The 24,304-nt window shown below is 53.0% G+C and carries 28 protein-coding genes and 1 tRNA gene; 17 read left to right on the forward strand and 12 right to left on the reverse strand.

Features of this window, described 5'->3' with window-relative positions; translation table 11 throughout:
- The first annotated feature begins 11 nt into the window (after window positions 1-11).
- A complete protein-coding gene (locus JK231_RS16900) occupies window positions 12-932 on the forward strand; it encodes a DMT family transporter (protein WP_097119011.1) in 921 nt (306 codons plus the stop codon).
- A 79-nt stretch (window positions 933-1,011) separates the two neighbouring features.
- Here JK231_RS16900 and JK231_RS16905 read toward each other — a convergent pair whose 3' ends face one another.
- Both JK231_RS16905 and JK231_RS16910 read right to left on the reverse strand, forming a co-directional pair.
- The gene (locus JK231_RS16905; RefSeq protein ID WP_034826696.1) at window positions 1,012-1,707 is read right to left on the reverse strand and encodes an RraA family protein; all 696 of its coding nucleotides are present in this window, start codon (window positions 1,705-1,707) and stop codon (window positions 1,012-1,014) included.
- A 329-nt stretch (window positions 1,708-2,036) separates the two neighbouring features.
- A complete protein-coding gene (locus JK231_RS16910) occupies window positions 2,037-2,861 on the reverse strand; it encodes an SDR family oxidoreductase (protein ID WP_160834328.1) in 825 nt (274 codons plus the stop codon).
- A 296-nt stretch (window positions 2,862-3,157) separates the two neighbouring features.
- Between JK231_RS16910 and JK231_RS16915 the strand changes: the two genes are divergently transcribed.
- Together JK231_RS16915 and JK231_RS16920 are read left to right on the forward strand one after the other, a co-directional pair.
- Complete coding sequence (locus JK231_RS16915; RefSeq protein WP_034826694.1) at window positions 3,158-3,517, forward strand: type II toxin-antitoxin system RelE/ParE family toxin; 360 nt, start codon at window positions 3,158-3,160, stop codon at window positions 3,515-3,517.
- Window positions 3,510-3,809, forward strand: a complete 300-nt coding sequence (locus JK231_RS16920; RefSeq protein ID WP_034826692.1) for a helix-turn-helix transcriptional regulator — start codon at window positions 3,510-3,512, stop codon at window positions 3,807-3,809. The genes JK231_RS16915 and JK231_RS16920 overlap by 8 nt, the downstream gene beginning before the upstream one ends.
- A gap of 195 nt (window positions 3,810-4,004) precedes the next feature.
- Here JK231_RS16920 and JK231_RS16925 read toward each other — a convergent pair whose 3' ends face one another.
- The 6 genes from JK231_RS16925 to aspA all read right to left on the reverse strand — a co-directional run bounded on the left by JK231_RS16925 (window position 4,005) and on the right by aspA (window position 10,141).
- On the reverse strand, window positions 4,005-4,334 hold the full coding sequence (locus JK231_RS16925) for a helix-turn-helix transcriptional regulator (RefSeq protein ID WP_045831892.1): 330 nt from the start codon (window positions 4,332-4,334) through the stop codon (window positions 4,005-4,007).
- A gap of 256 nt (window positions 4,335-4,590) precedes the next feature.
- Window positions 4,591-4,666 (reverse strand) — tRNA-Phe (locus tag JK231_RS16930).
- A gap of 190 nt (window positions 4,667-4,856) precedes the next feature.
- The gene (locus JK231_RS16935; RefSeq protein WP_097119015.1) at window positions 4,857-5,435 is read right to left on the reverse strand and encodes a transcriptional regulator; all 579 of its coding nucleotides are present in this window, start codon (window positions 5,433-5,435) and stop codon (window positions 4,857-4,859) included.
- A 66-nt stretch (window positions 5,436-5,501) separates the two neighbouring features.
- A complete protein-coding gene (locus tag JK231_RS16940) occupies window positions 5,502-7,202 on the reverse strand; it encodes a protein-disulfide reductase DsbD (RefSeq protein ID WP_211729106.1) in 1,701 nt (566 codons plus the stop codon).
- Window positions 7,203-7,285: 83 nt separating this feature from the next.
- Complete coding sequence (locus tag JK231_RS16945) at window positions 7,286-8,587, reverse strand: anaerobic C4-dicarboxylate transporter (RefSeq protein ID WP_211729107.1); 1,302 nt, start codon at window positions 8,585-8,587, stop codon at window positions 7,286-7,288.
- A gap of 117 nt (window positions 8,588-8,704) precedes the next feature.
- Complete coding sequence (gene aspA, locus JK231_RS16950) at window positions 8,705-10,141, reverse strand: aspartate ammonia-lyase (RefSeq protein WP_007886584.1); 1,437 nt, start codon at window positions 10,139-10,141, stop codon at window positions 8,705-8,707.
- A 375-nt stretch (window positions 10,142-10,516) separates the two neighbouring features.
- Between aspA and JK231_RS16955 the strand changes: the two genes are divergently transcribed.
- The 4 genes from JK231_RS16955 (at window position 10,517) to JK231_RS16970 (ending at window position 13,702) form a co-directional block, all read left to right on the forward strand.
- Window positions 10,517-10,969 (forward strand): FxsA family protein, encoded by a 453-nt coding sequence (locus tag JK231_RS16955; protein ID WP_097119018.1) that lies wholly within the window; start codon window positions 10,517-10,519, stop codon window positions 10,967-10,969.
- Window positions 10,970-11,164: 195 nt separating this feature from the next.
- Complete coding sequence (locus tag JK231_RS16960) at window positions 11,165-11,458, forward strand: co-chaperone GroES (protein ID WP_021507766.1); 294 nt, start codon at window positions 11,165-11,167, stop codon at window positions 11,456-11,458.
- A 45-nt stretch (window positions 11,459-11,503) separates the two neighbouring features.
- Entirely contained in the window at window positions 11,504-13,156 is a 1,653-nt protein-coding gene (gene groL / locus JK231_RS16965) for a chaperonin GroEL (RefSeq protein ID WP_034826677.1), read from the forward strand.
- Window positions 13,157-13,354: 198 nt separating this feature from the next.
- Window positions 13,355-13,702, forward strand: a complete 348-nt coding sequence (locus tag JK231_RS16970; protein ID WP_034826674.1) for a DUF4156 domain-containing protein — start codon at window positions 13,355-13,357, stop codon at window positions 13,700-13,702.
- Window positions 13,703-13,745: 43 nt separating this feature from the next.
- On the opposite strand, the gene epmB is transcribed toward JK231_RS16970, so the two are convergent.
- Complete coding sequence (epmB, locus tag JK231_RS16975) at window positions 13,746-14,774, reverse strand: EF-P beta-lysylation protein EpmB (protein ID WP_097119020.1); 1,029 nt, start codon at window positions 14,772-14,774, stop codon at window positions 13,746-13,748.
- Between the two features lie 41 nt (window positions 14,775-14,815).
- On the opposite strand from epmB, the gene efp reads away from it, so the two are divergent.
- The 4 genes from efp to epmA all read left to right on the forward strand — a co-directional run bounded on the left by efp (window position 14,816) and on the right by epmA (window position 16,948).
- Window positions 14,816-15,382 (forward strand): elongation factor P, encoded by a 567-nt coding sequence (efp, locus tag JK231_RS16980; protein WP_034826669.1) that lies wholly within the window; start codon window positions 14,816-14,818, stop codon window positions 15,380-15,382.
- A 55-nt stretch (window positions 15,383-15,437) separates the two neighbouring features.
- A complete protein-coding gene (locus JK231_RS16985) occupies window positions 15,438-15,572 on the forward strand; it encodes an entericidin A/B family lipoprotein (RefSeq protein ID WP_034826667.1) in 135 nt (44 codons plus the stop codon).
- A 104-nt stretch (window positions 15,573-15,676) separates the two neighbouring features.
- Window positions 15,677-15,811: an entericidin A/B family lipoprotein gene (locus tag JK231_RS16990; RefSeq protein ID WP_038649531.1), complete on the forward strand. Its 135-nt coding sequence runs from the start codon at window positions 15,677-15,679 to the stop codon at window positions 15,809-15,811.
- 159 nt (window positions 15,812-15,970) lie between these two features.
- Entirely contained in the window at window positions 15,971-16,948 is a 978-nt protein-coding gene (gene epmA, locus JK231_RS16995; RefSeq protein ID WP_058961869.1) for an elongation factor P--(R)-beta-lysine ligase, read from the forward strand.
- Window positions 16,949-17,017: 69 nt separating this feature from the next.
- Here the strand turns inward: epmA and degS are convergent, their stop codons facing one another.
- The 3 genes from degS to zapG all read right to left on the reverse strand — a co-directional run bounded on the left by degS (window position 17,018) and on the right by zapG (window position 20,070).
- Window positions 17,018-18,097: an outer membrane-stress sensor serine endopeptidase DegS gene (gene degS / locus JK231_RS17000; RefSeq protein WP_034826661.1), complete on the reverse strand. Its 1,080-nt coding sequence runs from the start codon at window positions 18,095-18,097 to the stop codon at window positions 17,018-17,020.
- A gap of 86 nt (window positions 18,098-18,183) precedes the next feature.
- A complete protein-coding gene (degQ, locus tag JK231_RS17005) occupies window positions 18,184-19,554 on the reverse strand; it encodes a serine endoprotease DegQ (RefSeq protein ID WP_058961870.1) in 1,371 nt (456 codons plus the stop codon).
- Window positions 19,555-19,665: 111 nt separating this feature from the next.
- The gene (zapG, locus tag JK231_RS17010) at window positions 19,666-20,070 is read right to left on the reverse strand and encodes a Z-ring associated protein ZapG (RefSeq protein ID WP_034826655.1); all 405 of its coding nucleotides are present in this window, start codon (window positions 20,068-20,070) and stop codon (window positions 19,666-19,668) included.
- Between the two features lie 184 nt (window positions 20,071-20,254).
- Between zapG and zapE the strand changes: the two genes are divergently transcribed.
- The 6 genes from zapE to JK231_RS17040 all read left to right on the forward strand — a co-directional run.
- Window positions 20,255-21,382, forward strand: a complete 1,128-nt coding sequence (gene zapE / locus JK231_RS17015; RefSeq protein ID WP_211729108.1) for a cell division protein ZapE — start codon at window positions 20,255-20,257, stop codon at window positions 21,380-21,382.
- 239 nt (window positions 21,383-21,621) lie between these two features.
- On the forward strand, window positions 21,622-22,050 hold the full coding sequence (gene rplM, locus JK231_RS17020) for a 50S ribosomal protein L13 (protein WP_034826650.1): 429 nt from the start codon (window positions 21,622-21,624) through the stop codon (window positions 22,048-22,050).
- Between the two features lie 15 nt (window positions 22,051-22,065).
- A complete protein-coding gene (gene rpsI, locus JK231_RS17025) occupies window positions 22,066-22,458 on the forward strand; it encodes a 30S ribosomal protein S9 (protein ID WP_034826648.1) in 393 nt (130 codons plus the stop codon).
- 327 nt (window positions 22,459-22,785) lie between these two features.
- Window positions 22,786-23,427: a stringent starvation protein SspA gene (gene sspA / locus JK231_RS17030; RefSeq protein WP_034826645.1), complete on the forward strand. Its 642-nt coding sequence runs from the start codon at window positions 22,786-22,788 to the stop codon at window positions 23,425-23,427.
- Window positions 23,428-23,430: 3 nt separating this feature from the next.
- Window positions 23,431-23,913, forward strand: a complete 483-nt coding sequence (gene sspB / locus JK231_RS17035; protein ID WP_034826642.1) for a ClpXP protease specificity-enhancing factor — start codon at window positions 23,431-23,433, stop codon at window positions 23,911-23,913.
- A gap of 112 nt (window positions 23,914-24,025) precedes the next feature.
- A partial coding sequence (locus JK231_RS17040; RefSeq protein WP_211729109.1) for a transposase domain-containing protein occupies window positions 24,026-24,304 on the forward strand: 279 nt, incomplete at its 3' end.

Raw genomic sequence — 24,304 nt, forward strand, 5'->3', positions numbered from 1 at the left:
AGAGTGAGAGCATGAATCCCCGATTAGGCGTGTTATTAAAGATATTCGCCGCACTCAGCGCTACGCTGATGCTGGCCTGTGTTAAAGGTCTGAACGGTGCTATCCCCACCGGCGAAGTGATTTTTTTCCGCAGCTTTATCGCGCTATTTCCCCTGTTAATCTGGCTGAGAGTGCAGGGGAACGTGCTGGAGAATCTCAAAACGCGCAATTTGTTTGGCCATTTCATTCGCGGTTTCTCCGGCACAGGCGGCATGTATTTTAACTATCTGGCGCTGGTGTATATCTCGCTGGCTGATGCCACGGCACTGAGTTACGCCGCACCGCTTTTCACAGTAATCATGGCGGCGATGCTATTGAAGGAACGGGTGCGCGTGTCGCGCTGGGTGGCCGTGGTGGTGGGATTGTCGGGCATACTGATTATGCTCTCCTCCAGTCTTGCGGCTAGCGGCGGCGTGCCGGCAGGTGGCGCCAGCAGTACCACGGCCAGCCTTGGTGTTGCTTTTGCATTGATTGCCGCACTCTGTACGGCCACCTCGAATGTGCAAATCCGTTTTTTGAATGGCATCGAAAAACCGGGCGCGATCGTGTTCTATTTTTCGCTGATGACGACGTTGATTGGCCTGGCAACGGTATTTTTCGGCTGGATAAAGCCCACTGGCTTGCAGTGGCTGCTGTTGGTGGGCTGTGGTTTATTTGGCGGTCTGGCACAGATTCTGGTGACACTCAGCCTGCGCTATGCTGATGCCTCGCTGCTGGCACCGTTTGATTACACTACGCTGGTGTGGTCGATGCTGATTGGCTATCTGTTCCTTAATAGTCTGCCAGGCACGACAACCCTCTTCGGTGCATCGATTGTGGCACTGGCAGGAATCTTTGCGGTATGGCGTGAAAACCGTCAGCGCAAATTGGCGATGGTGAGCAGTACACCGTGATGCGGTGTGTTAGCCGCTGCGCAGTTTGCAATACCAGGTCGCCATAGCGGGCGACCTGGATAACACAGCGCTCGTGCGCTTATCGATAAACATCATCGATAATTTCTACCTGCTTGTTTTGCAGTGCTTCTGCCAGCCAACCGCGTTCCAGTGAACCGGTTTTCGCCAGCTCAAAGTTATGCTCATCAACAATCAGGTAAGCTTGTGCCGCTTCGAGAATGCGCGCGGCATCCTGCCGGGGAATGACGATCACGCCGTCGGCATCGCCTAATACGATATCGCCAGGTGAAACGTGAATTTTACCGCAGGCAATCGGCACGTTGATTTCGCCTGGGCCATCTTTGAAAGGGCCACCTGGCGTATGTCCGGCGGCATAAATCGGGAAATCCATACGTGATAAGCCCTCAATATCACGCACCGGGCCGTCCAGCACGATGCCTTCCATACCGCGCTGTCTGGCATAAGTGGCCATCACTTCGCCCATCAGCGATTGGCTACGATCGCCCTCATTCGACAGGATGATCACATCGTTCGGCCCGGCCATATCCAGCGCTTTATGCAACATCAGGTTATCGCCAGAGCGCGCTTTTACCGTCACCGCCAGGCCGCACATGATGGGGGCTTTAGGCGCCGTTTTCAGGCTGATCTCTGCCGATAGCGCAGGCAAGCGACTCATGCAGTCGGCGACTACCGCCGCGGGTAAACGGCGGAACGCTTCCAGTAAGGGTTCAGCATCGGAGGGACGGCGTAAATAAATACGATTTCCTGCGGTCATTTTATTTCTCCTGTCAGGGTTATTAACTTGTGATCGATAAAGGATGACCAGCAAATTTCGCCGGTTAATAAATTTAACTTTATTTGTAGATGATCATGTGATGAATGATTTTCTGAATTCAGGAGAGTGTAAAGGATTAGTGATGTGTTACGAATGCGTTGTTACAGCTAACAAAATCAGGATCACGAAATAATATTCACACCGTATTTAACTTACTGATTAATAATTTTATTGGATATGGTTATGGCTAGATATATTTAAAGTATGGTCAGGTGTATTGCATATTTTATATTTAATCCGCCGAAGGACATGTACGGCGGGGAAATCAATCAAGGCTTCAAATCACCGTACCAATAAGATGCCGTCACGCCGCCATCCATCAGAAAATCACTGCCGCTGATGTAGCCGCCTTCTGGTCCTATTATGAGGGCTGCCAGCGCTGCAACTTCGTCGGCGGTGCCGCCGCGACCGACGGGTGATTTTGCCAGCATATTGCGATAGCCCGCGCCGCGCGGGCCATTTAGCTCATCATTCGCTAAGGGTGTAAAGATAATGCCGGGGCTGATGCTGTTGACACGCGCGCCACGCTGGCCCCACTTCGTCGCTTCGGCCATAACCCGCAGAGCGTTACCGCGTTTGGCATATTGATAGGCCAACAGAGGATCACTGAAAGCGGTGTTCTGCAAAAATGGCAGGCTGAGCAAATCCTCTGTTGGCGTGATGGCTAACGCTTCATTTTGTTCAACCGTGAGCGCAGGCAGTCGATGGCCGGATTGAGAGGCAATCACGATTCCGCAACCGCCTGACGCCATGTGCGGACCGAACTCTTCCAGCACCACGGCAGTACCGTAAAGATCGACTTGTAAAATGGTGGCGGGGCTGGCTTGAGAAGGCGAGACTCCAGCCGAGTGAATCACTCCTTTGATAACACCCAGCGCAGTGGCCTGCTGCACCAGATGTTGAATCGATTGGCGCGAACTGACATCGACTTGGCTGGTTTCTACCGTAAAGCCGGCATCACGTAAGGTTTGTGCGGCAGCCGCACATTTTCTCGAATTGAGGTCCGCCAGCAGCACAGTTTTGCCCTGACTCACGCGACGCGCGATGGCTTGTCCAATCGCACCCGCGCCAATAACCACCATAATCTCTTTCATTGTCTCTCCTGCCTTGAGGAATAAGTGATGCGGCAAGCATAGCGGGGAAGGCCATTGATGACTGTAGGGCCAATTGGCATGAGCTTATGAATGCTGCTCATGGGTTCTGAGCTTTAGGGGCGGGACCTATGACTAACTGCACTTTGCAGGCTGTTTGCAGTTTTATTCGCGATGTATCTCAGTTCAACATTATTTCAAACTCACTTAAGCGTTCAGGTATTGAAAAAGGGTAAGTTTCAAATATAACTTCTAGTTTATATCCAAGGCGTATAAACTACAGTTCATGTGAGGGACTTTTGAACAACTGGAGCGTTGATACAACGGAGCATTTTGCAGCGTGGCTAAAAGCGCAGGATGATGAAATGATTGAAGATGTACTCGCAAGCCTGGAAGTGTTGAAAATCTTCGGCCCTCATTTAGGGCGGCCTGATGTAGACACCATCATCGGCTCTCAATATGCAAACATGAAAGAATTGCGCGTGCAAAGTAATGGTAGGCCTGTTCGGGCGTTCTTCGCATTCGATCCCAGAAGGAAGGGGATCGTCTTGTGTGCAGGGGACAAAACGGGGATCAATCAGAAGCGGTTTTACCGATCAATGATCAAATTAGCAGATCAAGAATACAGCAAGCATTTGAGAGGAATAATACATGCCTAAACTGGAAGAACTCATTGCACAACGATCTCCAGAATCACAGAAGAGAATTAAGGCTAAAGTCGCGGATAAAATTATTGAGGTTCAATTACGACACTTACGCGAAGAGCTTGAGCTCTCACAAGTACAGTTAGCCGAGAAAATGGGCGTTTCACAGCCAGCCATAGCAGCTATTGAAGCCCGAGGCGATGATATAAAACTCTCAAGCCTAAAAAAGTATGTTGAGGCATTAGGCGGAAAGCTGAGCTTGAACGTTGAACTACCTACGGGCGATGGGCGAACTTTTCTGCTTTGACATTAATAAGTTTCTCTATTTCATTTGGATGAATGGTGAAGATTTTCGGTTGCAGGTCGTTTGAGGATGCCGTGAGGCATCCTGCAGCTTATCTTGATGCGATTATGTTCATTGATGCTGTTTAAATATCTAAGACAGCGGCTTTGCAGAAAGCACCCACTTCTTGTTGTGCAAAGGTAACATTGATAACTTCCATTACCATTCTGATTTCTCCTCCCTGAGCGGTTTATCTTTTCGTTGTCCTGAAGCTCTACGCCTTTGTTTACCCTGCAGCTTTGCAAGTTGAATCGGGGATATCTCCTGACGCGGCAGAAACAGCTCCAGCTTTTCGGTGAGATCCAACGCTACCATGATGGCGATAAAGACATCGAACGGCACTTTTCCTTTTTCAGCATTGAGCACAGACTTACGTGCAACACCTGCGCGCTCAGCAACCTCCGTCTGCGTTAAGTCACGATTTAGACGGGCTTGCTTGAGTCGCTGGCCAATTTCTTCAGCCAGTGCAGATGCGGAAGGAGTAGTCATATCTTTAAAGTCCCAATGTAGACACTTTATCGTCGGTCATGCGTTTAATGTCCAAATTATAGGACTCTATCGGATCATTGTCATGATAAATGGATGTATTGTAGAGTCCCTTATATAGCACTTTATGAGGATTAAAGGTGATTTAAGTCCTTAAAGTGGGACATAATAAAGTTTAGGGGGGGCTAAGGGATTAAGTTTTGAAAACGTCAAACGCAGAAAAGCAAAAACCCAGCCATAAGCTGGGTTTTCAGAATGTTGGTGCCCGGACGCGGAATCGAACCACGGACACGGGGATTTTCAATCCCCTGCTCTACCGACTGAGCTATCCGGGCAACGGGGCGCATTAAACCCTAATGGCTTTCAGCCGTCAACGGCTTTCGTCAAAAAAGCGTAGCAATCGTGACTGATTGCTTGCTTTTCAGGCAGGGTGTGCAAAATCTCAACGTGCCCGCTGGTGGTAAAGCAGTATTCAGGATTGCGTGACCTGCGTGATGCACGGGCTTAAGGGCCTCCTGCGAAAGTTTAGGCCAGTGCCCCGTTCTGTCGGCACAGCGCGATACTCAGCACATCCTCTGCCAGACGACGCGCGGTGGACACATCCTGCACGTTGCGTTTCACTAGCAGCTTGCTCAGACAACCCTCGAGAATCAGCTCCATTTGATCGGCCACCATCGTCGGATTATCCAGCGCCAAATCCACCAGAATTTCATGAGTGAACTGCCATGAGCTGCGTTTCTGCTGCTCTGCTAACTGATGTACGGGTTGGTCAGGCTGCGGATAGAAGCTGCAGGCGGCGATAAACAGGCAGCCGGGAAAGCGGCCTTTGTTCACGTGCTCACTTAACACGTCGTAACGCGCCAGCAATTTTTGTTGGGCTGTGAGATGTTCATTGAGCTGTATCTGGCGGCGCCAGCTGTCAATCTGCTGACCGTGATAGCGCAGCGCGTCATACAATAATGCGTCACGGTCGGGCCAGAAACGTTCAAGATGTTCTGCATCAAGTCCGGTCTCACCGGCCAACTGCTGCAGGGAAGTGGTGGCGGCAAGGCCGCTTTGCTCAAGCACATTCAGCGCATGCTCAAGAATCTGTTCACGTTGCAAGTGACTCTCCTCTGGAGTGCGGGCCCGCTCGCGCACGAACGGGCAGTGTCCTGCAACCAGTGTCGTTTAACGCGACAGTTTGTGCAAATGCGCGCGGAAGTCGGCAGCGTTAAGGAAACCGGTGACGCGTGAGTCAGGGATTTCTTTGCCTTGCGCATCAAAGAACAGAATGGTGGGCAAGCCTAATACCTGTAAATGCTGCAACAGGGCGTTATCCTGCGCGTTATTCGCGGTGACGTTGGCTTGCAGTAACTGCACCTGACTCAAATCGGCACGCACGCCTTCATCGCTGAAGGTGTACTTCTCGAACTCTTTGCAGGCGACGCACCAGTCGGCGTAGAGATCGACCATGGTAATGCGGCCTTGTGCCTGCTGTAGCGCGCTATCCAATTGTGCGCTGCTGGCAATGGTTTTGAACGGCAGATGCGCCACAGACTCCACGCTGGCGCTACTGCCAAAAGCCCAATCCTGCAGCGGGCGAGCGGCCACCAGTGCAGCAGCGAGCATGATGATTTGTAGAATGCGCCATTTGCCATTAGCGCGCAGGCTGAGACTGAACGCCCAGGCAAAGAACGCGACGCCGAGCAGGCTCCACAGACGCAAGCCCCAGACATCACCCACTACACGCTCCAGTAAGAACACCGGCAGCGCCAGAATCACAAAGCCGAAGCCCTCTTTGACGCTCTGCATCCACGGGCCACTTTTCGGCAGCAGCTTGTTGCCGAACATCGTTACGGCAACCAGCGGCAGGCCCATGCCGAACGCATAGAGCCACAGCGTGCCCGCACCGGCCCACAGATTACCGCTTTGCGCGATATACAGCAGAATGGCACTCAGCGGCGCGGTGGTGCAGGGCGAGCAGATCAATCCCGCCAGTGCGCCCATCATAAACACGCCCGGCAATGAACCGCCTTGCTGACGATTACTCCACAGCGTCAGGCGCGTTTGCAGACTGGAAGGCAGTTGCAGTGAGAACAGGCCAAACATTGACAACGCCAGCACGATGAACAGCGCTGACAGGCCAATCAACACGTAAGGATGCTGCAGCGCCGCCTGGAAACGTAAACCTGCGGCGGCCACCACCATGCCGAGCACGGTGTAGGTCAGCGCCATCCCTTGCACATAGACCATCGCCAGTGCGAACAGGCGTCCAGCAGAGTAGCGACGCTGGCCACCGAGAATGATGCTGGAGATCAGCGGATACATCGGCAATACGCACGGCGTGAAGGCAACGCCGATGCCAATCAGCAGCGCCCACAGTGGTGAAAACGGCAGTGGCGTACGCTGTTGCGCAGGCTGCGCGTTAACGGCGGTTGCGTCGTGATTGGCAGCAACCGGAGTGAGCGGCACTGAGCGGGTTTCGGGCGGGTAGCAGAAACCAGCGGCCGCACAGCCCTGATAGGTCACCGTGAGCGTGGCACCGGACTCAGCCTGACGCAGAGTGATCGGCACCTGTAAATCCTGCGGATAGATTTCGCTCTTGCCGAAGAACTCATCTTCATGCGGCTGTCCTGGCGGCAGAGCGAGCGGTGCAATCTGTGCTTTTTGCGGCGTCACATGAATCTGCTGACGATAAAGGTAATAGCCGTCCTTCACCTTCCAGCTCAGTGTGAGTTGGTTGCCCTGCTGGCTGAAATCGAAGCCAAATGCCTGATCCACCGGCACAAAGCGGCTGTTATTGTTCGGTGAGAAGATATTGGCCTGTGCTGAAAAGCAAAACAGCAATGCGAGGCAAAGGCCCATCAGGCGAGAAAGTCGTGCAGCCATGAGGATGTAATCAGCTCCGGTGGCAAATGAGCCGCGATGATAGCACGGCCGCCTCGCCACGAGGTTTTCAGGATGTAACGGCGCTACAGAATCAGGCTACCAAACAGGAAGCCAAACGCCACGGAGAAGGCAATCGCCAACACGCCGGGAATGATAAAGGAGTGATTAAACACAAACTTGCCGATTCGGGTCGAACCGGTGTCATCCATTTCTACGGCTGCCAATAAGGTGGGATAGGTCGGCAACACGAACAGGGCTGAGACGGCGGCAAAGGAGGCAACGGCGGCGAGAGGGGATACGCCAAGCATGAGGGCGGCAGGCATCAACGCCTTGGTGGTCGCTGCCTGTGAATAGAGCAGGGTAGCAGCGAAGAATAATATCAACGCCAGCATCCACGGGTAGCTCTGCAACATATCGCCAGCCGCAGTCTGGATGTCCGCCAGGTGGGCTTTGACAAAGGTATCGCCTAGCCATGCCACGCCCATCACGCAGATACAGGCACTCATACCGGATTTGAACGTACTGGCGCTGAGGATTTCGCCGGTATCGACTTTGCAGGTTAGGCAAATCAGTGTGGCGACGGTGAGCATAAACACCACAATCGCTTCGTTACGAGGCAGCACTGGGTTAATTATTAATCCAACGCTGTCGCTGATCGCCGTGGCGTAGAGCACAACTGCCGCTATGCCGATCAGGAATAGCCCGACCGCACGTTTGGCGCCAGGCTTAATGTCATAGACGCGTTCTCCGCGCAGTGTGACTTCACCTTTGGCTAAGCGCGCCTGATACACCTCGTCTTCTTTTAACTCTCTACCAAGAAAGCTGGTGATCACGGCGGCACAGAAGATGGCAGCCATGGTGGACGGGATCGATACCGCGAGCAGCGCCAGATAGCTGACACCGCGCGGTTCCAGAATCGACGCGAAGAACACCACTGCAGCAGAGAGCGGCGAAGCGGTAATGGCAATTTGCGAGGCGACCACCGCAATCGACAGTGGGCGTGAAGGGCGTACACCTTGCTCTTTGGCCACTTCAGCGATGACGGGTAGCGTCGAGAACGCAGTGTGTCCGGTGCCCGCCAGCAGCGTCATCACATAGGTGACGAGTGGGGCGAGGAAGGTGACGTAACGCGGATGACGGCGCAGCAGGCGCTCGGCCAAACCGACCATGTAATCGAGTCCGCCTGCAATCTGCATCGCGGCAATTGCGGCAATCACTGCCATGATAATTTCGATCACATCGAAGGGAATCGCGCCCGGCTTCATGCCGCAGAACAGCGTCAACACCAGTACGCCCAATCCGCCGGCAAATCCAATTCCGATGCCGCCTAGACGTGCACCCAGCCAGATCGCCAGCAGGACAATCAATAATTCCACTAACACCATTCATTCCGCTCCTGAGCCGTGGGGGAAATCTCGACTCTTAAAGTTGTAGCCGCCAATAAGAAAAAAGCACGCCGTATTGTATACAGGCGTGCTTTTGGCAACTTGATCCGGAACGGATTACTGTTCGTTTTCGTCGGTGTAGCGTTTGGCTTTGTAGGTCGGATGCATCAGGTTCTGGATGGAGAAGATGTCATCCAGTTCCGCTTCGGTCAGCAGACCGCGCTCCAATACCACTTCACGTACGCTCTTGCCGGTTTCCGCACAAATCTTGCCGACGATATCGCCATTGTGGTGGCCGATATACGGGTTGAGATAAGTGACGATACCGATGGAGTTGAACACGTAAGCTTCACATACCGCTTTGTTAGCCGTGATGCCGTTGACGCATTTTTCCAGCAGGTTGAAGCAGGCGTTGGTCAGAATGCTGATCGACTCAAACAGCGCCTGGCCAATCACCGGTTCCATCACGTTCAGCTGCAGCTGACCCGCTTCTGATGCCATGGTCACGGTAATGTCGTTGCCGATAACCTTGAAGCACACCTGGTTCACCACTTCTGGCACCACCGGGTTCACTTTGGCTGGCATGATTGATGAACCGGCCTGCAATTCTGGCAAGTTGATTTCGTTCAGACCCGCACGTGGGCCGGAAGAGAGCAGGCGCAGGTCGTTACAGATCTTCGACAGTTTCACCGCCAGACGTTTCAGCGCAGAGTGCACCATCACGTAAGCACCGCAGTCAGAGGTTGCTTCAATCAGGTCTTCTGCCGGGACGACAGGCAGATTACTGACTTCCGCCAGACGCTGAACGGCCAGCTGCTGATAGCCATCCGGGGTGTTGAGGCGAGTCCCGATGGCCGTCGCGCCCAGGTTTACTTCCAGCAGCAGTTCTGCGGTGCGCAGGATGCTGCGGGTTTCTTCATTCAGCAGCACGTTAAACGCGTGGAATTCCTGGCCCAGCGTCATCGGTACGGCATCCTGCAGCTGGGTACGACCCATCTTGAGGATATTTTCGAACTCGACCGCTTTACGCTGGAAGCCTTCACTGAGCTGGCTGATGCCGTCCAGCAGTTTCAGAATTGAAGCGTAAACCGCAATACGGAATCCGGTGGGATAAGCATCGTTGGTCGACTGACACTTATTCACGTGATCGTTAGGGTTGAGGTACTGGTATTCACCTTTTTGGTGGCCCATCAGTTCCAGACCGATGTTTGCCAGCACTTCGTTGGTGTTCATGTTGACCGAGGTGCCCGCGCCGCCCTGATAGACGTCAACCGGGAACTGATCCATGCATTTACCGTTATTCAGCACTTCATCACAGGCCTGAATAATGGTGTTTGCGATGTTGCGAGGGATTGTTTGCAGCTCTTTGTTGGCGAGCGCGGCTGCTTTTTTGACCATCACCATACCGCGGACAAATTCCGGTATGTCACTGATTTTATTGTTACTAATGTAGAAGTTCTCAATCGCACGCAGAGTATGAACACCGTAGTAAGCGTCTGCCGGAACTTCGCGCATGCCTAACAGGTCTTCTTCGATACGAATGTTGTTCGCCATGATTACCTTCTTATTATTTCTGCGGTGTCACTGCCGGGCGACCGGGATGGTCGGGCGGCAATCACTGTGCAGGTGAAGCAATTATATTGTCGTGGATTACCAGCACCGACATTTTATCCATCTTCGGGCTGGCGGGCACGATCATATTCTGTTGTTACAGAATTGTTTGTGCACAGATCACTTTACGGGCATTTACTGGCCCAGCGGTAATAACGATATGTGATGTAGTTCGCAATTTTAAGTCAGTGGGAAAAATTTGGCAGGATCGGTTGAAATCGCGGGTTGAGATGCCCATCTCTATCAATACGGTCAGACAGACCATCCCTTTCTGCTGCCTGGCAAGAAGCGAGGCAGCCCTACTCACAGGAGATATCGGTGCGCTGGATACCGTTCGTGATTTTTTTTGTTCTGGCCTGGATTGAGATCTCAATTTTCATTCAGGTTGCACATGCCCTCGGCGTGCTGCTTACCATGCTACTGGTGATCTTCACCTCGTGCATCGGTGTGTCGCTGGTGAAAAACCAGGGTATGAAGAACTTCCGTCTGATGCAGGAGAAGCTGGCGCGCAATGAAAGCCCAGCGGCGGAGATGACCAAAAGCGTTTCACTGATTATTTCGGGCTTCTTACTGCTGTTGCCGGGCTTCTTTACTGACTTCCTCGGTTTGTTGCTGCTGTTGCCTCCGGTGCAGAAACATCTGACGCTGAAATTAATGCCGCATCTGCGTGTGTGGCGCGGACCCGGCGCCGGGCCGGACAGTGGCTATACCATGGATGGCGAATACGAGCGTAAAGATCAGGATCAAATCGGACACGATAAAGATCGATAAGAAGAGAAGGGCGGCGAGAGTCGCCCTTTTTGCTGTCTTTTTCGTCAATGGTTACAAAAACGAAAATTTTTTATTTTTTGCCCCTTGAAAGCCTTTTTTAGTGACCCTATCTCTCTCTCCACGAGGCCGGAAGCCATGCAGTCCGGTTCAACCCAAAAAACTGAATGATTGGACTTCTCAAAGGAGAGCTACCAAATGAAAATTCGTCCGTTGCACGATCGCGTTATCGTCAAGCGTAAAGAAGTTGAAGCTAAATCTGCTGGCGGTATCGTTCTGACCGGCTCTGCAGCTGGCAAATCAACCCGTGGTGAAGTTCTGGCTGTGGGTAATGGCCGCATCCTGGAAAACGGTGATGTTAAGCCGCTGGACGTGAAAGTTGGCGATCTGGTTATCTTCAGCGAAGGCTACGGTGCCAAAACTGAGAAGATCGATAACGAAGAAGTTCTGATCATCTCTGAAAGCGACATCCTGGCGATTGTCGAAGCGTAATTACGCGTAATCCACTGAACGAAACGAATTTAAGGGATATTTGAAATGGCAGCTAAAGACGTAAAATTCGGTAATGACGCGCGCGTAAAAATGCTGCGTGGCGTGAACGTACTGGCAGATGCAGTAAAAGTTACCCTGGGCCCGAAAGGCCGTAACGTGGTTCTGGATAAATCTTTTGGTGCACCGACCATCACCAAAGATGGCGTTTCTGTAGCACGTGAAATCGAGCTGGAAGACAAGTTCGAGAACATGGGTGCACAGATGGTGAAAGAAGTGGCCTCTAAAGCGAACGACGCTGCGGGCGACGGCACCACCACTGCAACCGTTCTGGCTCAGTCTATCGTGAACGAAGGCCTGAAAGCCGTTGCGGCTGGCATGAACCCAATGGACCTGAAGCGCGGTATCGATAAAGCCGTTGCTGCTGCCGTTGAAGAGCTGAAAGCGCTGTCTGTTCCTTGCCAGGATACTAAAGCCATTGCTCAGGTAGGTACCATCTCTGCTAACTCTGATGAGTCAGTCGGTACCCTGATCGCGAAAGCGATGGATAAAGTGGGCAAAGAAGGTGTTATCACCGTTGAAGAAGGCACCGGCCTGCAAGACGAGCTGGACGTGGTTGAAGGTATGCAGTTCGACCGTGGCTACCTGTCTCCTTACTTCATCAACAAGCCAGAAACCGGCGCAATCGAACTGGATGCACCGTTTATCCTGTTGGCTGACAAGAAGATCTCTAACATCCGTGAACTGCTGCCAGTACTGGAAGCGGTTGCGAAAGCCGGTAAACCACTGCTGATCATCGCTGAAGATGTTGAAGGCGAAGCACTGGCAACTCTGGTGGTTAACACCATGCGCGGTATCGTGAAAGTGGCTGCGGTTAAAGCACCAGGCTTCGGCGACCGTCGTAAAGCAATGCTGCAGGATATCGCAATCCTGACTGGCGGTACCGTCATCTCTGAAGAGATCGGTATGGAGCTAGAAAAAGCGACCCTGGAAGATCTGGGTCAGGCTAAGCGTGTTGTGATCAACAAAGATACTTCTACCATCATCGATGGTGTGGGCGATCAGGGTGCAATCTCTGGCCGTGTGACTCAGATCCGTCAGCAGATTGAAGAAGCAACTTCTGATTACGACAAAGAAAAACTGCAGGAGCGCGTAGCGAAACTGGCAGGCGGCGTGGCCGTTCTGAAAGTGGGTGCAGCCACTGAAGTTGAAATGAAAGAGAAGAAAGCACGCGTTGAAGATGCCCTGCACGCTACCCGTGCTGCGGTAGAAGAAGGCGTGGTTGCTGGTGGTGGTGTTGCACTGGTTCGCGTTGCAGCCAAGATCGCCGCTTCTGGCCTGAAAGGTCAGAACGAAGATCAGAACGTGGGTATCAAAGTTGCGCTGCGCGCAATGGAAGCTCCACTGCGTCAGATCGTTTCTAACGCCGGTGAAGAGCCATCTGTTGTTGCTAACAACGTGAAAGCAGGCGACGGCAACTACGGCTACAACGCTCAGACTGAAGAATACGGCAACATGATCGACTTCGGTATCCTGGACCCAACCAAAGTGACCCGTTCTGCGCTGCAGTACGCGTCTTCTGTTGCGGGCCTGATGATCACCACCGAAGCGATGGTAACTGACCTGCCTAAAGGCGATGCTCCTGATTTAGGTGGCGCTGGCGGCATGGGTGGCATGGGCGGAATGGGCGGCATGATGTAATTTGCCCCTGACTGCTTAAGTCATGTGAAAAACCCTCGATCGGAAACGGTCGGGGGTTTTTCTTTTGGTGGCGAACAAGGTATAAGTAAGAGCGCAATACTTCGGCTTTGCGGGTTTAGGGCAATGAATGTTCAGAAAAAAAGTGCGCTTTTCTGCTACGCTGCCGCCCGACACTGATGATAATAAATGGGGATTACAATGCGGATTAACCTCTTGCTCGGACTGGCGGTAGGGACTTTACTGCTGGCGGGCTGCAGCAGCTCCAATCAACTGAGTTCCGGCGGACAGCGTGTCACTTTCGTTGACCAACAGCCTGGAAGCCAATGTCAGCTGCTGGGCAATGTCACCGGCTCACAGAGCAACTGGTTGAGCGGTTCAGGCGGTGAAGGCAGTTCTTTGCGTGGCGCAGCCAATGACCTGCGTAACCGCGCGGCAGAGATGGGTGGCAACGTGATTTACGGTGCAACCAGCCCAACGCAGAACCTGCTTTCAGCTTTCGCACCGCTTGACAGCAAAATGTCTGGTCAGGTGTATAAGTGCCCGTAATGGCATGAAAGAGATGTAAAAAAAGCCGCTGATGCGGCTTTTTTTATTCCTGGCGTAACTGCAAATCCAGCGGCGTTTTACTTGGCTCACCACCAATCTCGCGCGCCAGCTTCGGCACCATATAACCCGATACCATGGTTAACAACTGGCGTACTAGCGCACGGGCTTCTTCATCCGGCACAAAGAAATGCGCCGCGCCCTGTACTTTATCCAGCACGTGCAGGTAATAGGGCAGAATACCGGCATCAAACAGCGCGTTGCTCAGGTTGGCCAGCGCTTGTGCATCATCATTGATACCGCGCAGCAGCACGCTCTGATTAAGCAAGGTGACACCCGCGCGTTTTAGCATCTGCATGCCGTAGCGCAGCTCATCGTCAATCTCTTGCGCGTGGTTGATGTGGCTCACCATCAGCACTTGCAGGCGTGTCTCGGCCAGAATCTGGCATAACCCTTCGGTAATGCGTGCCGGGATTACCACCGGGAGGCGGCTATGAATGCGCAGACGCCTCAGATGGGGGATTTTCTCCAGTGCGCCCACCAGCCACGCCAGCTCATGGTCTTTAGCCATCAGCGGATCGCCACCCGAGAAGATAATCTCATCCAGCTCTGGATGCTCAGCGATGTAATCGATCGCCGCCTGCCAGTTACGCTTATTGCCCTGATTATCCTGATAGGGGAAATGGCGACGGAAGCAGTAGCGGCAGTTAACCGCACAGCCGCCCTTCACTAGCAGCAATGCACGGTTTCTGTACTTATGCAGTAAACCGGGCACCACGCTACTTTGCTCATCCAGCGGGTCAGTGCTGTAACCTGGCGCATCGACAAATTCCTGACGGCTGGTTAATACCTGCAGCAAAAGGGGGTCGTGCGCATTGCCCGGCGTCATGCGTTGAATGAAGGCACGCGGCACGCGCAGCGCAAAAAGCTTGCGCGCATCGTTGCCTGCGGCCAAATCCGCATGCTGTTCGAGAGATAAAAGTCGCAGTAATTCAGTAGGATCGGTGACAACATCAGCAAGTTGCTGCAACCAATCTTCTCTGATGGGGGGATTTAGGGTTACAATGTTTGCCATTTTTTTGGCTATTACCAGTTCAATATTTACAGAGGGCCTTTATGGCGACTTATCTTAGCAACGATTTCCGTCCCGGTCTTAAAATCATGTTCGAAGGCGAGCCATATGCCATCGAAGCCAGTGAGTTCGTTAAACCGGGTAAAGGCCAGGCATTTGCACGCGTTAAAATGCGTCGTCTGCTGACCGGTTCTCGCGTTGAGAAGACCTTCAAATCTACCGACTCTGCCGAAGGCGCAGACGTTCGTGATATGACGCTGCAGTACTCTTACAACGACGGCGACTTCTACTACTTCATGCACCCTGAGTCTTTCGAGCAGTATCAGATCGAATCTAAAGTGCTGGATGACGTGACCAAATGGTTGCAGGACAATGCGGATTGTATCGTTACCCTGTGGAACGATAAAGCGATCGCTGTTCAGCCACCGAACTTCATCGAAGCAGAAGTCATCGAAACAGATCCAGGTCTGAAAGGTGATACTGCCGGTACCGGCGGCAAGCCAGCGACCCTGTCTACTGGCGCAGTGATCAAAGTTCCACTGTTCGTCCAGATTGGCGAAGTGGTTAAAGTTGACACCCGCTCTGGCGAATACGTTTCTCGCGTAAAATAATTGCCAAATCAGGCGCATCACTCGATGCGCCTTTTTTCTCTATGAGTTCAGAATAATGAAAAAGATGGCGAAATTGGCTGTTTTTGCGTTGCTGGTCTCTTCTGCTTTAAGTGCCTGCAACACTTTCCACGGCTTTGGTGAAGACGTCTCCCATTTGGGCGGTGCCATTTCACGCGCAGCTGATAAATAAATTGCGAGGGCGCCGCCTTTTCTCAGCGGCTTAGCCAGCAAGATTGTGTATAAGGTCTATGCTTGAATGGCTGTACTTTTACTGCAACCAACAAGGATATGGCTATGTTAAAGAAAAGTATTGTCGCGATTCTTTCTGTTCTGGTGCTTTCCTCTGTGTTGACCGCCTGCAACACCACCCGTGGTGTTGGCGAGGACGTTCAGGCCGGTGGCAAAGCGATTCAGCGTAGCGCACAGTGATCCAAACCGGTGCGAAACCCGATTTCGTACCGGATTCCCTGATTCCCTCTTTCTTTGTCTGAAAAAGCACCGCTAACGCCTTCGATCCCGTCACGCCGTTGTTTGCCGTAGCCAATACGGGTAGACTTCTCCCCCTTATCTGTATAAGGAGTCACCAACATGAGCGAAACGGCAAGCTGGCAGCCGAGCGCACCCATTGCCAATTTGTTGAAACGCGCCGCTATTTTGGCGGAGATTCGTCGTTTCTTTGCCGATCGCGGCGTGCTGGAGGTCGATACCCCGGCGATGAGCCAGGCGACCATCACGGATATCCATCTGGTGCCGTTCCAGACGCGCTTTGTGGGTCCAGGTGCAGCGGAAGGGCGCGATCTGTGGCTGATGACCAGCCCGGAATATCATATGAAGCGTCTGCTGGCGGCGGGCAGTGGCCCAATCTATCAGATGGGACGTTGCTTCCGTAACGAAGAAGCAGGGCGCCACCATAATCCTGAGTTCACCATGCTGGAGTGGTATCGTCCTCACTACGATATGTATCGCCTGATGAATGAAGTCGACGATCTGATGCAGCAGGTGCTGGAGTGCGATAGCGCCGAATCTTTATCGTATCAGCAGGCATTTATTCGCCATCTGGAACTTGATCCTTTGTCAGCGGATAAAACGCAGCTGCGTGAAGCCGCGACGAAGTTGGGTGAGGGTGAACTGGCGAATCGTGAAGAAGACCGCGATACCTTGTTGCAGCTGCTGTTTATGCTGGGTGTTGAGCCGAAGATTGGTAACGAGAAACCGTGCTTCGTGTATCACTTCCCGGCCAGTCAGGCGGCATTGGCCGAAATCAGCACTGAGGATCATCGCGTCGCGGAGCGTTTCGAGGTGTATTACAAAGGCGTGGAGTTGGCTAACGGCTTCCGCGAATTGACCGATAGCCGCGAACAGCGTCAGCGCTTTGAGCAGGATAATCGTCGCCGTGCAGCGCGTGGTTTACCGCAGCACCCGATTGATACCAACCTGCTGGATGCGCTGGCACATGGCATGCCTGCTTGTTCAGGTGTGGCGTTGGGTGTGGATCGTTTGATTATGCTGGCGTTGAAAGCCAATGCATTAAGCGACGTGATTGCCTTCCCGGTGGATCGCAGCTAATCATTCTTGCTCAGGCAGGGTGTTTCAGACAACAACGGCGCATGTATTGCGCCGTTGTTCATTCAAGGGTTACTGCTGCGTGGTGGGTGCGGCTGGCGCTTCGGGGAACTCCTGAATAGTGACTGGCAGCATCATCTTTTGTTCGTTACGCAGAACCTGCACCTGAATCACCGATCCTGGACGAATTTCGGCGACCTGATCCATGGTTTCCTGCGCCGACAGCGCCGGTTTGCCGTTCACCTGTAAAAGCACATCATTGGCTTGAATGCCTGCCCGATCGGCTGGCCCGCCTGGCGTAACCTCACTGACGATAATACCCTGTGCACGATCCAGACTGCTGCCCTGACCGTGTAGCGGCGGCAGCTCACGGCCGGTGATGCCGATATAGCCACGAATGACCCGACCGTCACGAATCAATTTATCCATGATCTTGGTTGCTAACGCGGTTGGAATCGCAAAGCCAATCCCTTCCGGCGTTTCGCCATCATTGCTTTTATCAAATGTCAGGGTGTTAATGCCCATTAGTTCGCCGAGCGAGTTAATCAGCGCACCGCCTGAGTTGCCCTGATTGATGGATGCATCGGTCTGCAGGAAATTTTGACGACCCGATGAGCTCAAGCCCACGCGCCCGGTGGCACTGATAATGCCCTGAGTGACGGTCTGCCCGAGGTTGTAGGGGTTACCAATCGCCATCACCACATCGCCGATATGTGCGATACGGTTAGCGTTAATCGGAATCACCGGCAGGTTAGTGGCGCTGATTTTCAGCACCGCTAAATCGGTCATCGCATCTGAACCCACTAAGGTGGCTTCAAAGAAACGACCATCCTGCAACGCCACAATGATCTGGTCGGCGTTATTAATGACATGCTTGTTCGTGAGAATGTAGCCTTTCACGTTCATGATCACGCCAGAACCCAGCGTGGTGATACCGCGATTATTGTTGCCATGGGCACTGCGGTTGTAGACGTTGACCACCGCAGGCACAGCGCGGCGCACCCCCTGATTGAAGCTCACGGGGGATTCATCATCACTGTTGTCATGATCAAAGGTGACGTTGCTGCTCATACGCAGCGCAGGGATCGCTACCAGCAGCAAACCCGCTACGATCAGGCCCATCACCACAGAACGCAAAAGTTTAAGAAACATGGTGTTATTTCAGGAAAGGTGGGATCGCTGGGCAGAATAACATGAGAAAGGCGGACAAACACCTGCTTGTCCGCCTGTTGCGAGGATTATCGCATAAGTAAGTAAATGCTCTCGTCGCCACGCACCACGTTCAGTGCCAGGATCGCGGGTTTACTTTCCAGCGCTTTACGCATTTCAGCCAGCGAGGTCACGCGATCGCGGTTCACACCGACAATCACATCATCTTTCTGCAAACCTGCCTGCTCAGCTGGCGTGCCTTTTTCAATGGCATCCACTTTCACGCCTTTGTCGCCGGCTTTAGAGGCACCATCGCTCAAGGTGGCACCTTGTAACGCCGGTGACATCAGCTGGGCGCTGGCGGTGGTTTGCGCGCTCTGTTCCAGCGTCACGGTCACCGTCACCGGTTTGCCTTCACGCAGCAGACCAATTTTCACCTGCTGACCCGGTGGGGTGGTGCCCACTTTTACGCGCAACTCGGCAAAGCTGGTGATCGCTTTGTCATTGATTGAGGTGATGATGTCACCCGCTTTAATGCCCGCTTTCTGCGCCGCCGAGTTAGGCAGCACTTCAGAAACAAAGGCACCACGCTGAGCGTCAACGTTAAAGGCTTTGGCGATGTCAGGCGTCATTTCGGTGCCTTTAATGCCCAACTGACCACGCTTCACTTCACCAGACTGAATCAGCTGCTGCGCGAGGTTCATCGCCATATTGCTGGGAATCGCGAAGCCGATACCAATGTTGCCGCCGCTGGAGGCAAGAATCGCGGTGTTGATACCAATCAACTCGCCATTCAGGTTCACCAGCGCACCGCCGGAGTTCCCCCGGTTAATCGCCGCATCGGTCTGGATGAAGTTTTCCAGTCCTTCAAGGTTCAACCCGCTGCGGCCCAACGCCGAAATAATGCCGGAGGTGGCCGTTTGGCCAAGACCGAAGGGGTTACCGATAGCCACAGCAAAATCGCCCACTTTCAGGGAGTCGGAGTCGGCGATTTTCACCTGCGTCAGATTTTTAGCGCCTTCAACCTGGATCAGCGCGATATCGGTTTGCTCATCATGGCCAATCAGCTTGGCATCATATTCATTGCCATCGCTGAGCTGGACGCTGATTTTATCGGCACCGTTGACCACGTGATTGTTGGTGAGAATGTAACCTTTAGCCGCATCAATGATGACACCTGAACCAAGGCCCTCAAACGGTTGCGGCTGAGATTGTCCCGGTGCCTGGCCAAAGAAGCGCTTCAGCGGTTCAGGAATATCCTGTGCCTGCTGGCCGCTGTCGGTGCCTTCAACATGCACGCTAACGACCGCGGGCAGAACTTTTTCCAGCATGGGTGCCAGACTCGGCAGTGCTTGTCCCTGCACCTGTGCGGGCAGCGTCGCCATCGCGCCAGGCGTTGCCGCCAGACTCATCCCAATACTCAAGGCTAATGCGCTTAACAGTCGTGCTTGTTTTTTCATTGCTACAACGCTCTCGCTGCGAAAGAAGAAAGGGGATAGAAAGTGTGACAGTAGTTTGGCGTAAGTGTTCGGAAAACAAAAAGGGCACAGCTAAGCTGTGCCCCAAAAGGATTATTTACGCGGTGTACGGTCGCTGCCGCGCAGCAAACCGGATGCGCCATCAGAGTAATCACGCGGCATCTGCACCGGTGCCTGATCGTTATCCGCTTCGGCTTCCGTCAGCTGATAAGCAAACGGATTTTTTTCGCCCGGCAGATTTGGCAGCAGGTCATTCGAACCCTTTGCCATATGCTGATACAGCTGGCGATAATCATGTGCCATGTTGTCCAGCAATTCTGCGCTGCGCGCAAAGTGGTTGGTGAGCTCTTCGCGATAATCTGCCAGCTCAGCCTTCGATTTTTCCAGTTCGTACTGCATGCTTCGCTGCTCACGCAGCTTCTTGTTGCCAAAACGCATGACAACTGCGCCGACAATAATGCCAATCACTAAACCAATCAGCCCGTATTCCCAGGTCATAATGACTCCCGTGTAATTTCCGTTGCTTCGTAGGGCATTGCTTCTGTTTCCACTTCAATAGCAGCCACTATACCCAATAATCTTATGGAAGTGGAACTCTCGGGCTGCATCGCTTAGTGTAGTGCGGCCTAATTTTCGCCAACCGACCCGTGAATCGGACTTTTTCAGGGATTCTGAGAGAACCATGCAAACCTCATCTCCGCTTGCCCGCTATGAGCAGGCGCTATCACAGGGCGAGTTTCGTCCAGATGATGTACAACGCGAAGCCATTACCCGCCTGGATGCGATCCAGCAAGGATTGATTGCCCGTAAGCCCGCGCCTGAACCCTCCCCTAAAGGGCTATTTGGCCGCCTGTCGAAGCTGATGTCCAAAGAGAAAAGCAGCAACGAAGCGCCGGTGCGCGGGCTGTATATGTGGGGCGGCGTGGGTCGCGGTAAAACCTGGGTGATGGATTTATTTTTTCAGTCTATTCCTGGCGATCGCAAACTCCGCCTGCATTTTCATCGTTTTATGCTGCGCGTCCATGAAGAACTGACCCAGTTACAAGGCCATAGCGATCCGCTGCTGATTGTGGCCGACCGCTTTAAAGCAGAAACCGATATTCTCTGCTTCGACGAATTCTTTGTGTCTGATATTACCGATGCCATGCTGTTGGGCACGCTGATGGAAGCACTGTTCGATCGCGGCATTGCGCTGGTGGCGACGTCCAATATTCCGCCTGACGATCTCTATCGCAATGGCCTGCAGCGCCCGCGTTTTCTGCCCGCAATTGAGCAGATCAAACGTCATTGTGATGTGATGAACGTGGATGCGGGTATCGACTACCGCTTGCGTACACTGACATCCGCGCATCTGTGGAATTTCCCGCTTAACGATGCCACGCATGCTGAAATGGAGCGCATGTTCCGCGCCTTGTCCGGCAAGCCGCGTGAAGATGCGCCGGTGCTGGAAATTAACCACCGTCAGATGCCAACGCTGGGCGTTCATGAAGGCGTGCTGGCGATTGATTTCCTCGCGCTGTGTGGCGAAGGGCGTAGTCAGCATGACTACATCGAGCTATCACGCCGCTTCCACAGCGTATTGCTGTATGATGTGCCGGTGATGATTTACAAGACCGAAGATCAGGCACGCCGCTTCCTGGCGCTGGTCGATGAATTCTACGAACGCCACGTGAAACTGGTGGTGGCGGCCGAAACCTCACTGTTTGAAATTTATCAGGGCACGCGCCTGAAGTTTGAGTATCAACGCTGCTTGTCGCGTTTGCAGGAGATGCAAAGCGAAGAGTATTTGCGTCTGCCGCATCTGCCCTGATGACGTGGGCAAAAATCGCAGGATTTCGATGCAAAAAGGTTCGATCTTTGAGTTCGACTTCTCTATAATCTTGCGACCCCACGTTACAGCATCGGTTTTCTTTCCCAAGAACTCGATGTGATCCGGTAACTCACTTGAAGGGGTGGCTTGCTGGGCAAAATGGTCGTGTGAGCCTCAATCGTTTACTTAGCGTTTGGGATTTCACCAACGTGTAACTTTTTATTTGGGTAAGCTTTTCAATGAAAACTTTTACAGCTAAACCAGAAACCGTACAGCGTGACTGGTATGTTGTTGACGCAACTGGCAAAACCTTGGGTCGCCTCGCGACTGAACTGGCGCGCCGTCTGCGTGGTAAGCACAAAGCGGAATACACTCCGCACGTTGATACCGGTGATTACATCATCGTTCTGAACGCTGAGAAAGTTGCTGTAACCGGCAACAAGCGTACTGACAAGATTTACTATCACCACACTGGCCACATCGGTGGTATCAAGCAAGCGACCTTTGCAGAGATGATCGAGCGCCGTCCTGAGCGTGTGATTGAAATCGCGGTTAAAGGCATGCTGCCGAAAGGCCCACTGGGTCGTGCTATGTACCGTAAACTGAAAGTTTACGCAGGCAACGAGCACACTCACGCGGCGCAGCAACCGCAAGTTCTTGACATTTAATCGGGATTATAGGCAATGGCTGAAACTCAAAACTACGGCACTGGTCGCCGCAAAAGCTCTGCCGCTCGCGTCTTCATCAAGCCGGGTAGCGGTAACATCGTCATTAACCAGCGCTCACTGGAGCAATACTTCGGTCGCGAGACTGCACGCATGGTCGTGCGTCAGCCGCTGGAGCTGGTTGATATGGTTGGTAAATTTGACCTGTACATCACCGTTAAAGGTGGTGGTATTTCTGGTCAGGCTGGTGCGATCCGTCACGGTATCACACGCGCTCTGATGGAATACGACGAGTCTCTGCGTCCTGAACTGCGTAAAGCGGGCTTCGTTACCCGTGACGCACGTGAAGTTGAACGTAAGAAAGTCGGCCTGCGTAAAGCACGTCGTCGTCCGCAGTTCTCTAAGCGTTAATTGTTGCTGCTTCGGCAGACACAATTTGCTCAAAAAACCCGCCTCGGCGGGTTTTTTATTGTCACCGTTCACGATTTTTCACGCTAAAAACGCGAGCTTTACCCGCATTTTGCCCGCAAATCATTATCCCTGCCCCACAAGCTGCTTAAAATCTGGTAAACTCACTGACACTTTGCGCCCGCAAGCCGGAGCGTTGTGCGTGTTATTTCTGTCGGGACGACGGGAGAGCGCCGCTGACGTTGGCTGTGTGCGAATCTGATGAGCAGGTGAGTCGCCGCGTGGTTGGCTATTCGCAGTATCTTTTTGTGAACAAACTTGGAGGTTTTCATGGCTGTCGCTGCCAACAAACGTTCGGTAATGACGCTGTTTTCTGGTCCGACTGACATTTTTAGCCATCAAGTACGTATTGTACTGGCTGAAAAGGGCGTCAGCGTGGAGATCGAGCAGGTTGAAACGGATAACCTGCCGCAGGATCTGATTGACCTCAACCCGTATCGCACTGTACCAACGCTGGTCGACCGTGAACTGACGTTGTATGAATCACGCATCATCATGGAATACCTGGATGAGCGTTTCCCGCATCCACCGCTGATGCCTGTTTACCCGGTTGCCCGTGGTGAAAGCCGCCTGATGATGCATCGCATCGAGCAGGACTGGTACACCCTGATGCGCGCAATCGAAACCGGTAACAACGCTGAAGCTGATGCCGCGCGCAAACAACTGCGTGAAGAGCTGCTGGCGATTGCGCCATTGTTCTCGCGCACGCCGTTCTTCATGAGCGAAGAGTTCAGCCTGGTCGACTGCTATCTGGCACCGCTGCTGTGGCGTTTGCCGCAGATGGGCGTTGAGCTGGTGGGTGCCGGTTCTAAAGAGCTGAAAGGCTACATGACGCGCGTATTTGAACGTGACTCTTTCCTCGCTTCATTAACGGAAGCGGAACGTGAAATGCGCCTGCAAGCCCGGGGCTAATGTATGGAAATGTCGCAACTAACGGCTCGTCGTCCGTATCTGCTGCGTGCGTTTTATGACTGGCTGCTCGATAACCAGTTGACGCCGCATTTGGTGGTCGACATCAATCTGCCTGGTGTGCAGGTGCCGCTGGAGTATGCGCGTGATGGCCAGATCGTTCTGAACATTGCGCCGCGCGCTGTCGGTAACCTCGACCTCGCCAATGACGAAGTGCGTTTCAATGCGCGCTTCGGCGGCGTGCCGCGCCAGGTTTCTGTGCCAATGGCCGCTGTGCTGGCCATCTACGCACGTGAAAACGGTGCTGGCACCATGTTCGAACCGGAACCGGCTTACGAGCTGGAAACCAACGAACAGGAAGGCCAGGAAGAGACGATGATGTCAGTGATTGATGGCGATCGTCCCGACGATGCGGCTGATAACGATCACTCGCCGGATGATGAACCGCCACCGCGTGGTGGACGTCCTTCATTGCGCGTGGTGAAGTAAATCGCATGCAATAAAAACGGGCCATCAGGCCTAATGCCGATCAGTTAAGGATCAGTTGAACGATCCAGTGGCTGTGTAAGAATCCGGAAACGCTTCGTTTCCGGATTTTTTTATGCAGCTCAGTCAGGCCCTTGATATCGTCTCTCGTTACGATTCTCTTCGTAATCCTCTGAATACGCTCGCGGATGTTCTTGACCCTGCGCTCATCAGCCGCTGCCTTGAGGAAGCTGGCACGGTCACGCTCCGTAAGCGCAGACTTACTACAGATATGATGGTCTGGTGTCTCATCGGCATGGCCCTTGAGCGCAAAGAACCCCTTCACGCCATCGTTAATCGCCTTGATATTCTTTTACCGGGAAACCGTCCTTTCGTTGCGCCCAGTGCCGTAGTG

The organism is Pantoea sp. JGM49 (assembly GCF_018257655.1).
Classification (GTDB): Bacteria; Pseudomonadota; Gammaproteobacteria; order Enterobacterales; family Enterobacteriaceae; genus Pantoea; species Pantoea communis.

Bases quoted from the DNA above. Each gene is read 5' to 3' on its own strand.
- rpsI (WP_034826648.1), top strand. From the start codon at position 22,066: ATGGCTGAAACTCAAAACTACGGCACTGGTCGCCGCAAAAGCTCTGCC.
- JK231_RS16970 (WP_034826674.1), top strand. From the start codon at position 13,355: ATGCGGATTAACCTCTTGCTCGGACTGGCGGTAGGGACTTTACTGCTG.
- groL (WP_034826677.1), top strand. From the start codon at position 11,504: ATGGCAGCTAAAGACGTAAAATTCGGTAATGACGCGCGCGTAAAAATG.
- JK231_RS16900 (WP_097119011.1), top strand. From the start codon at position 12: ATGAATCCCCGATTAGGCGTGTTATTAAAGATATTCGCCGCACTCAGC.
- JK231_RS16940 (WP_211729106.1), bottom strand. From the start codon at position 7,202: ATGGCTGCACGACTTTCTCGCCTGATGGGCCTTTGCCTCGCATTGCTG.
- JK231_RS16985 (WP_034826667.1), top strand. From the start codon at position 15,438: ATGAAAAAGATGGCGAAATTGGCTGTTTTTGCGTTGCTGGTCTCTTCT.
- JK231_RS16990 (WP_038649531.1), top strand. From the start codon at position 15,677: ATGTTAAAGAAAAGTATTGTCGCGATTCTTTCTGTTCTGGTGCTTTCC.
- degQ (WP_058961870.1), bottom strand. From the start codon at position 19,554: ATGAAAAAACAAGCACGACTGTTAAGCGCATTAGCCTTGAGTATTGGG.
- zapG (WP_034826655.1), bottom strand. From the start codon at position 20,070: ATGACCTGGGAATACGGGCTGATTGGTTTAGTGATTGGCATTATTGTC.
- JK231_RS16910 (WP_160834328.1), bottom strand. From the start codon at position 2,861: ATGAAAGAGATTATGGTGGTTATTGGCGCGGGTGCGATTGGACAAGCC.
- JK231_RS16920 (WP_034826692.1), top strand. From the start codon at position 3,510: ATGCCTAAACTGGAAGAACTCATTGCACAACGATCTCCAGAATCACAG.
- efp (WP_034826669.1), top strand. From the start codon at position 14,816: ATGGCGACTTATCTTAGCAACGATTTCCGTCCCGGTCTTAAAATCATG.
- JK231_RS16960 (WP_021507766.1), top strand. From the start codon at position 11,165: ATGAAAATTCGTCCGTTGCACGATCGCGTTATCGTCAAGCGTAAAGAA.
- JK231_RS16905 (WP_034826696.1), bottom strand. From the start codon at position 1,707: ATGACCGCAGGAAATCGTATTTATTTACGCCGTCCCTCCGATGCTGAA.
- JK231_RS16925 (WP_045831892.1), bottom strand. From the start codon at position 4,334: ATGACTACTCCTTCCGCATCTGCACTGGCTGAAGAAATTGGCCAGCGA.
- epmA (WP_058961869.1), top strand. From the start codon at position 15,971: ATGAGCGAAACGGCAAGCTGGCAGCCGAGCGCACCCATTGCCAATTTG.
- aspA (WP_007886584.1), bottom strand. From the start codon at position 10,141: ATGGCGAACAACATTCGTATCGAAGAAGACCTGTTAGGCATGCGCGAA.
- sspB (WP_034826642.1), top strand. From the start codon at position 23,431: ATGGAAATGTCGCAACTAACGGCTCGTCGTCCGTATCTGCTGCGTGCG.
- zapE (WP_211729108.1), top strand. From the start codon at position 20,255: ATGCAAACCTCATCTCCGCTTGCCCGCTATGAGCAGGCGCTATCACAG.
- degS (WP_034826661.1), bottom strand. From the start codon at position 18,097: ATGTTTCTTAAACTTTTGCGTTCTGTGGTGATGGGCCTGATCGTAGCG.
- sspA (WP_034826645.1), top strand. From the start codon at position 22,786: ATGGCTGTCGCTGCCAACAAACGTTCGGTAATGACGCTGTTTTCTGGT.
- JK231_RS16945 (WP_211729107.1), bottom strand. From the start codon at position 8,587: ATGGTGTTAGTGGAATTATTGATTGTCCTGCTGGCGATCTGGCTGGGT.
- epmB (WP_097119020.1), bottom strand. From the start codon at position 14,774: ATGGCAAACATTGTAACCCTAAATCCCCCCATCAGAGAAGATTGGTTG.
- rplM (WP_034826650.1), top strand. From the start codon at position 21,622: ATGAAAACTTTTACAGCTAAACCAGAAACCGTACAGCGTGACTGGTAT.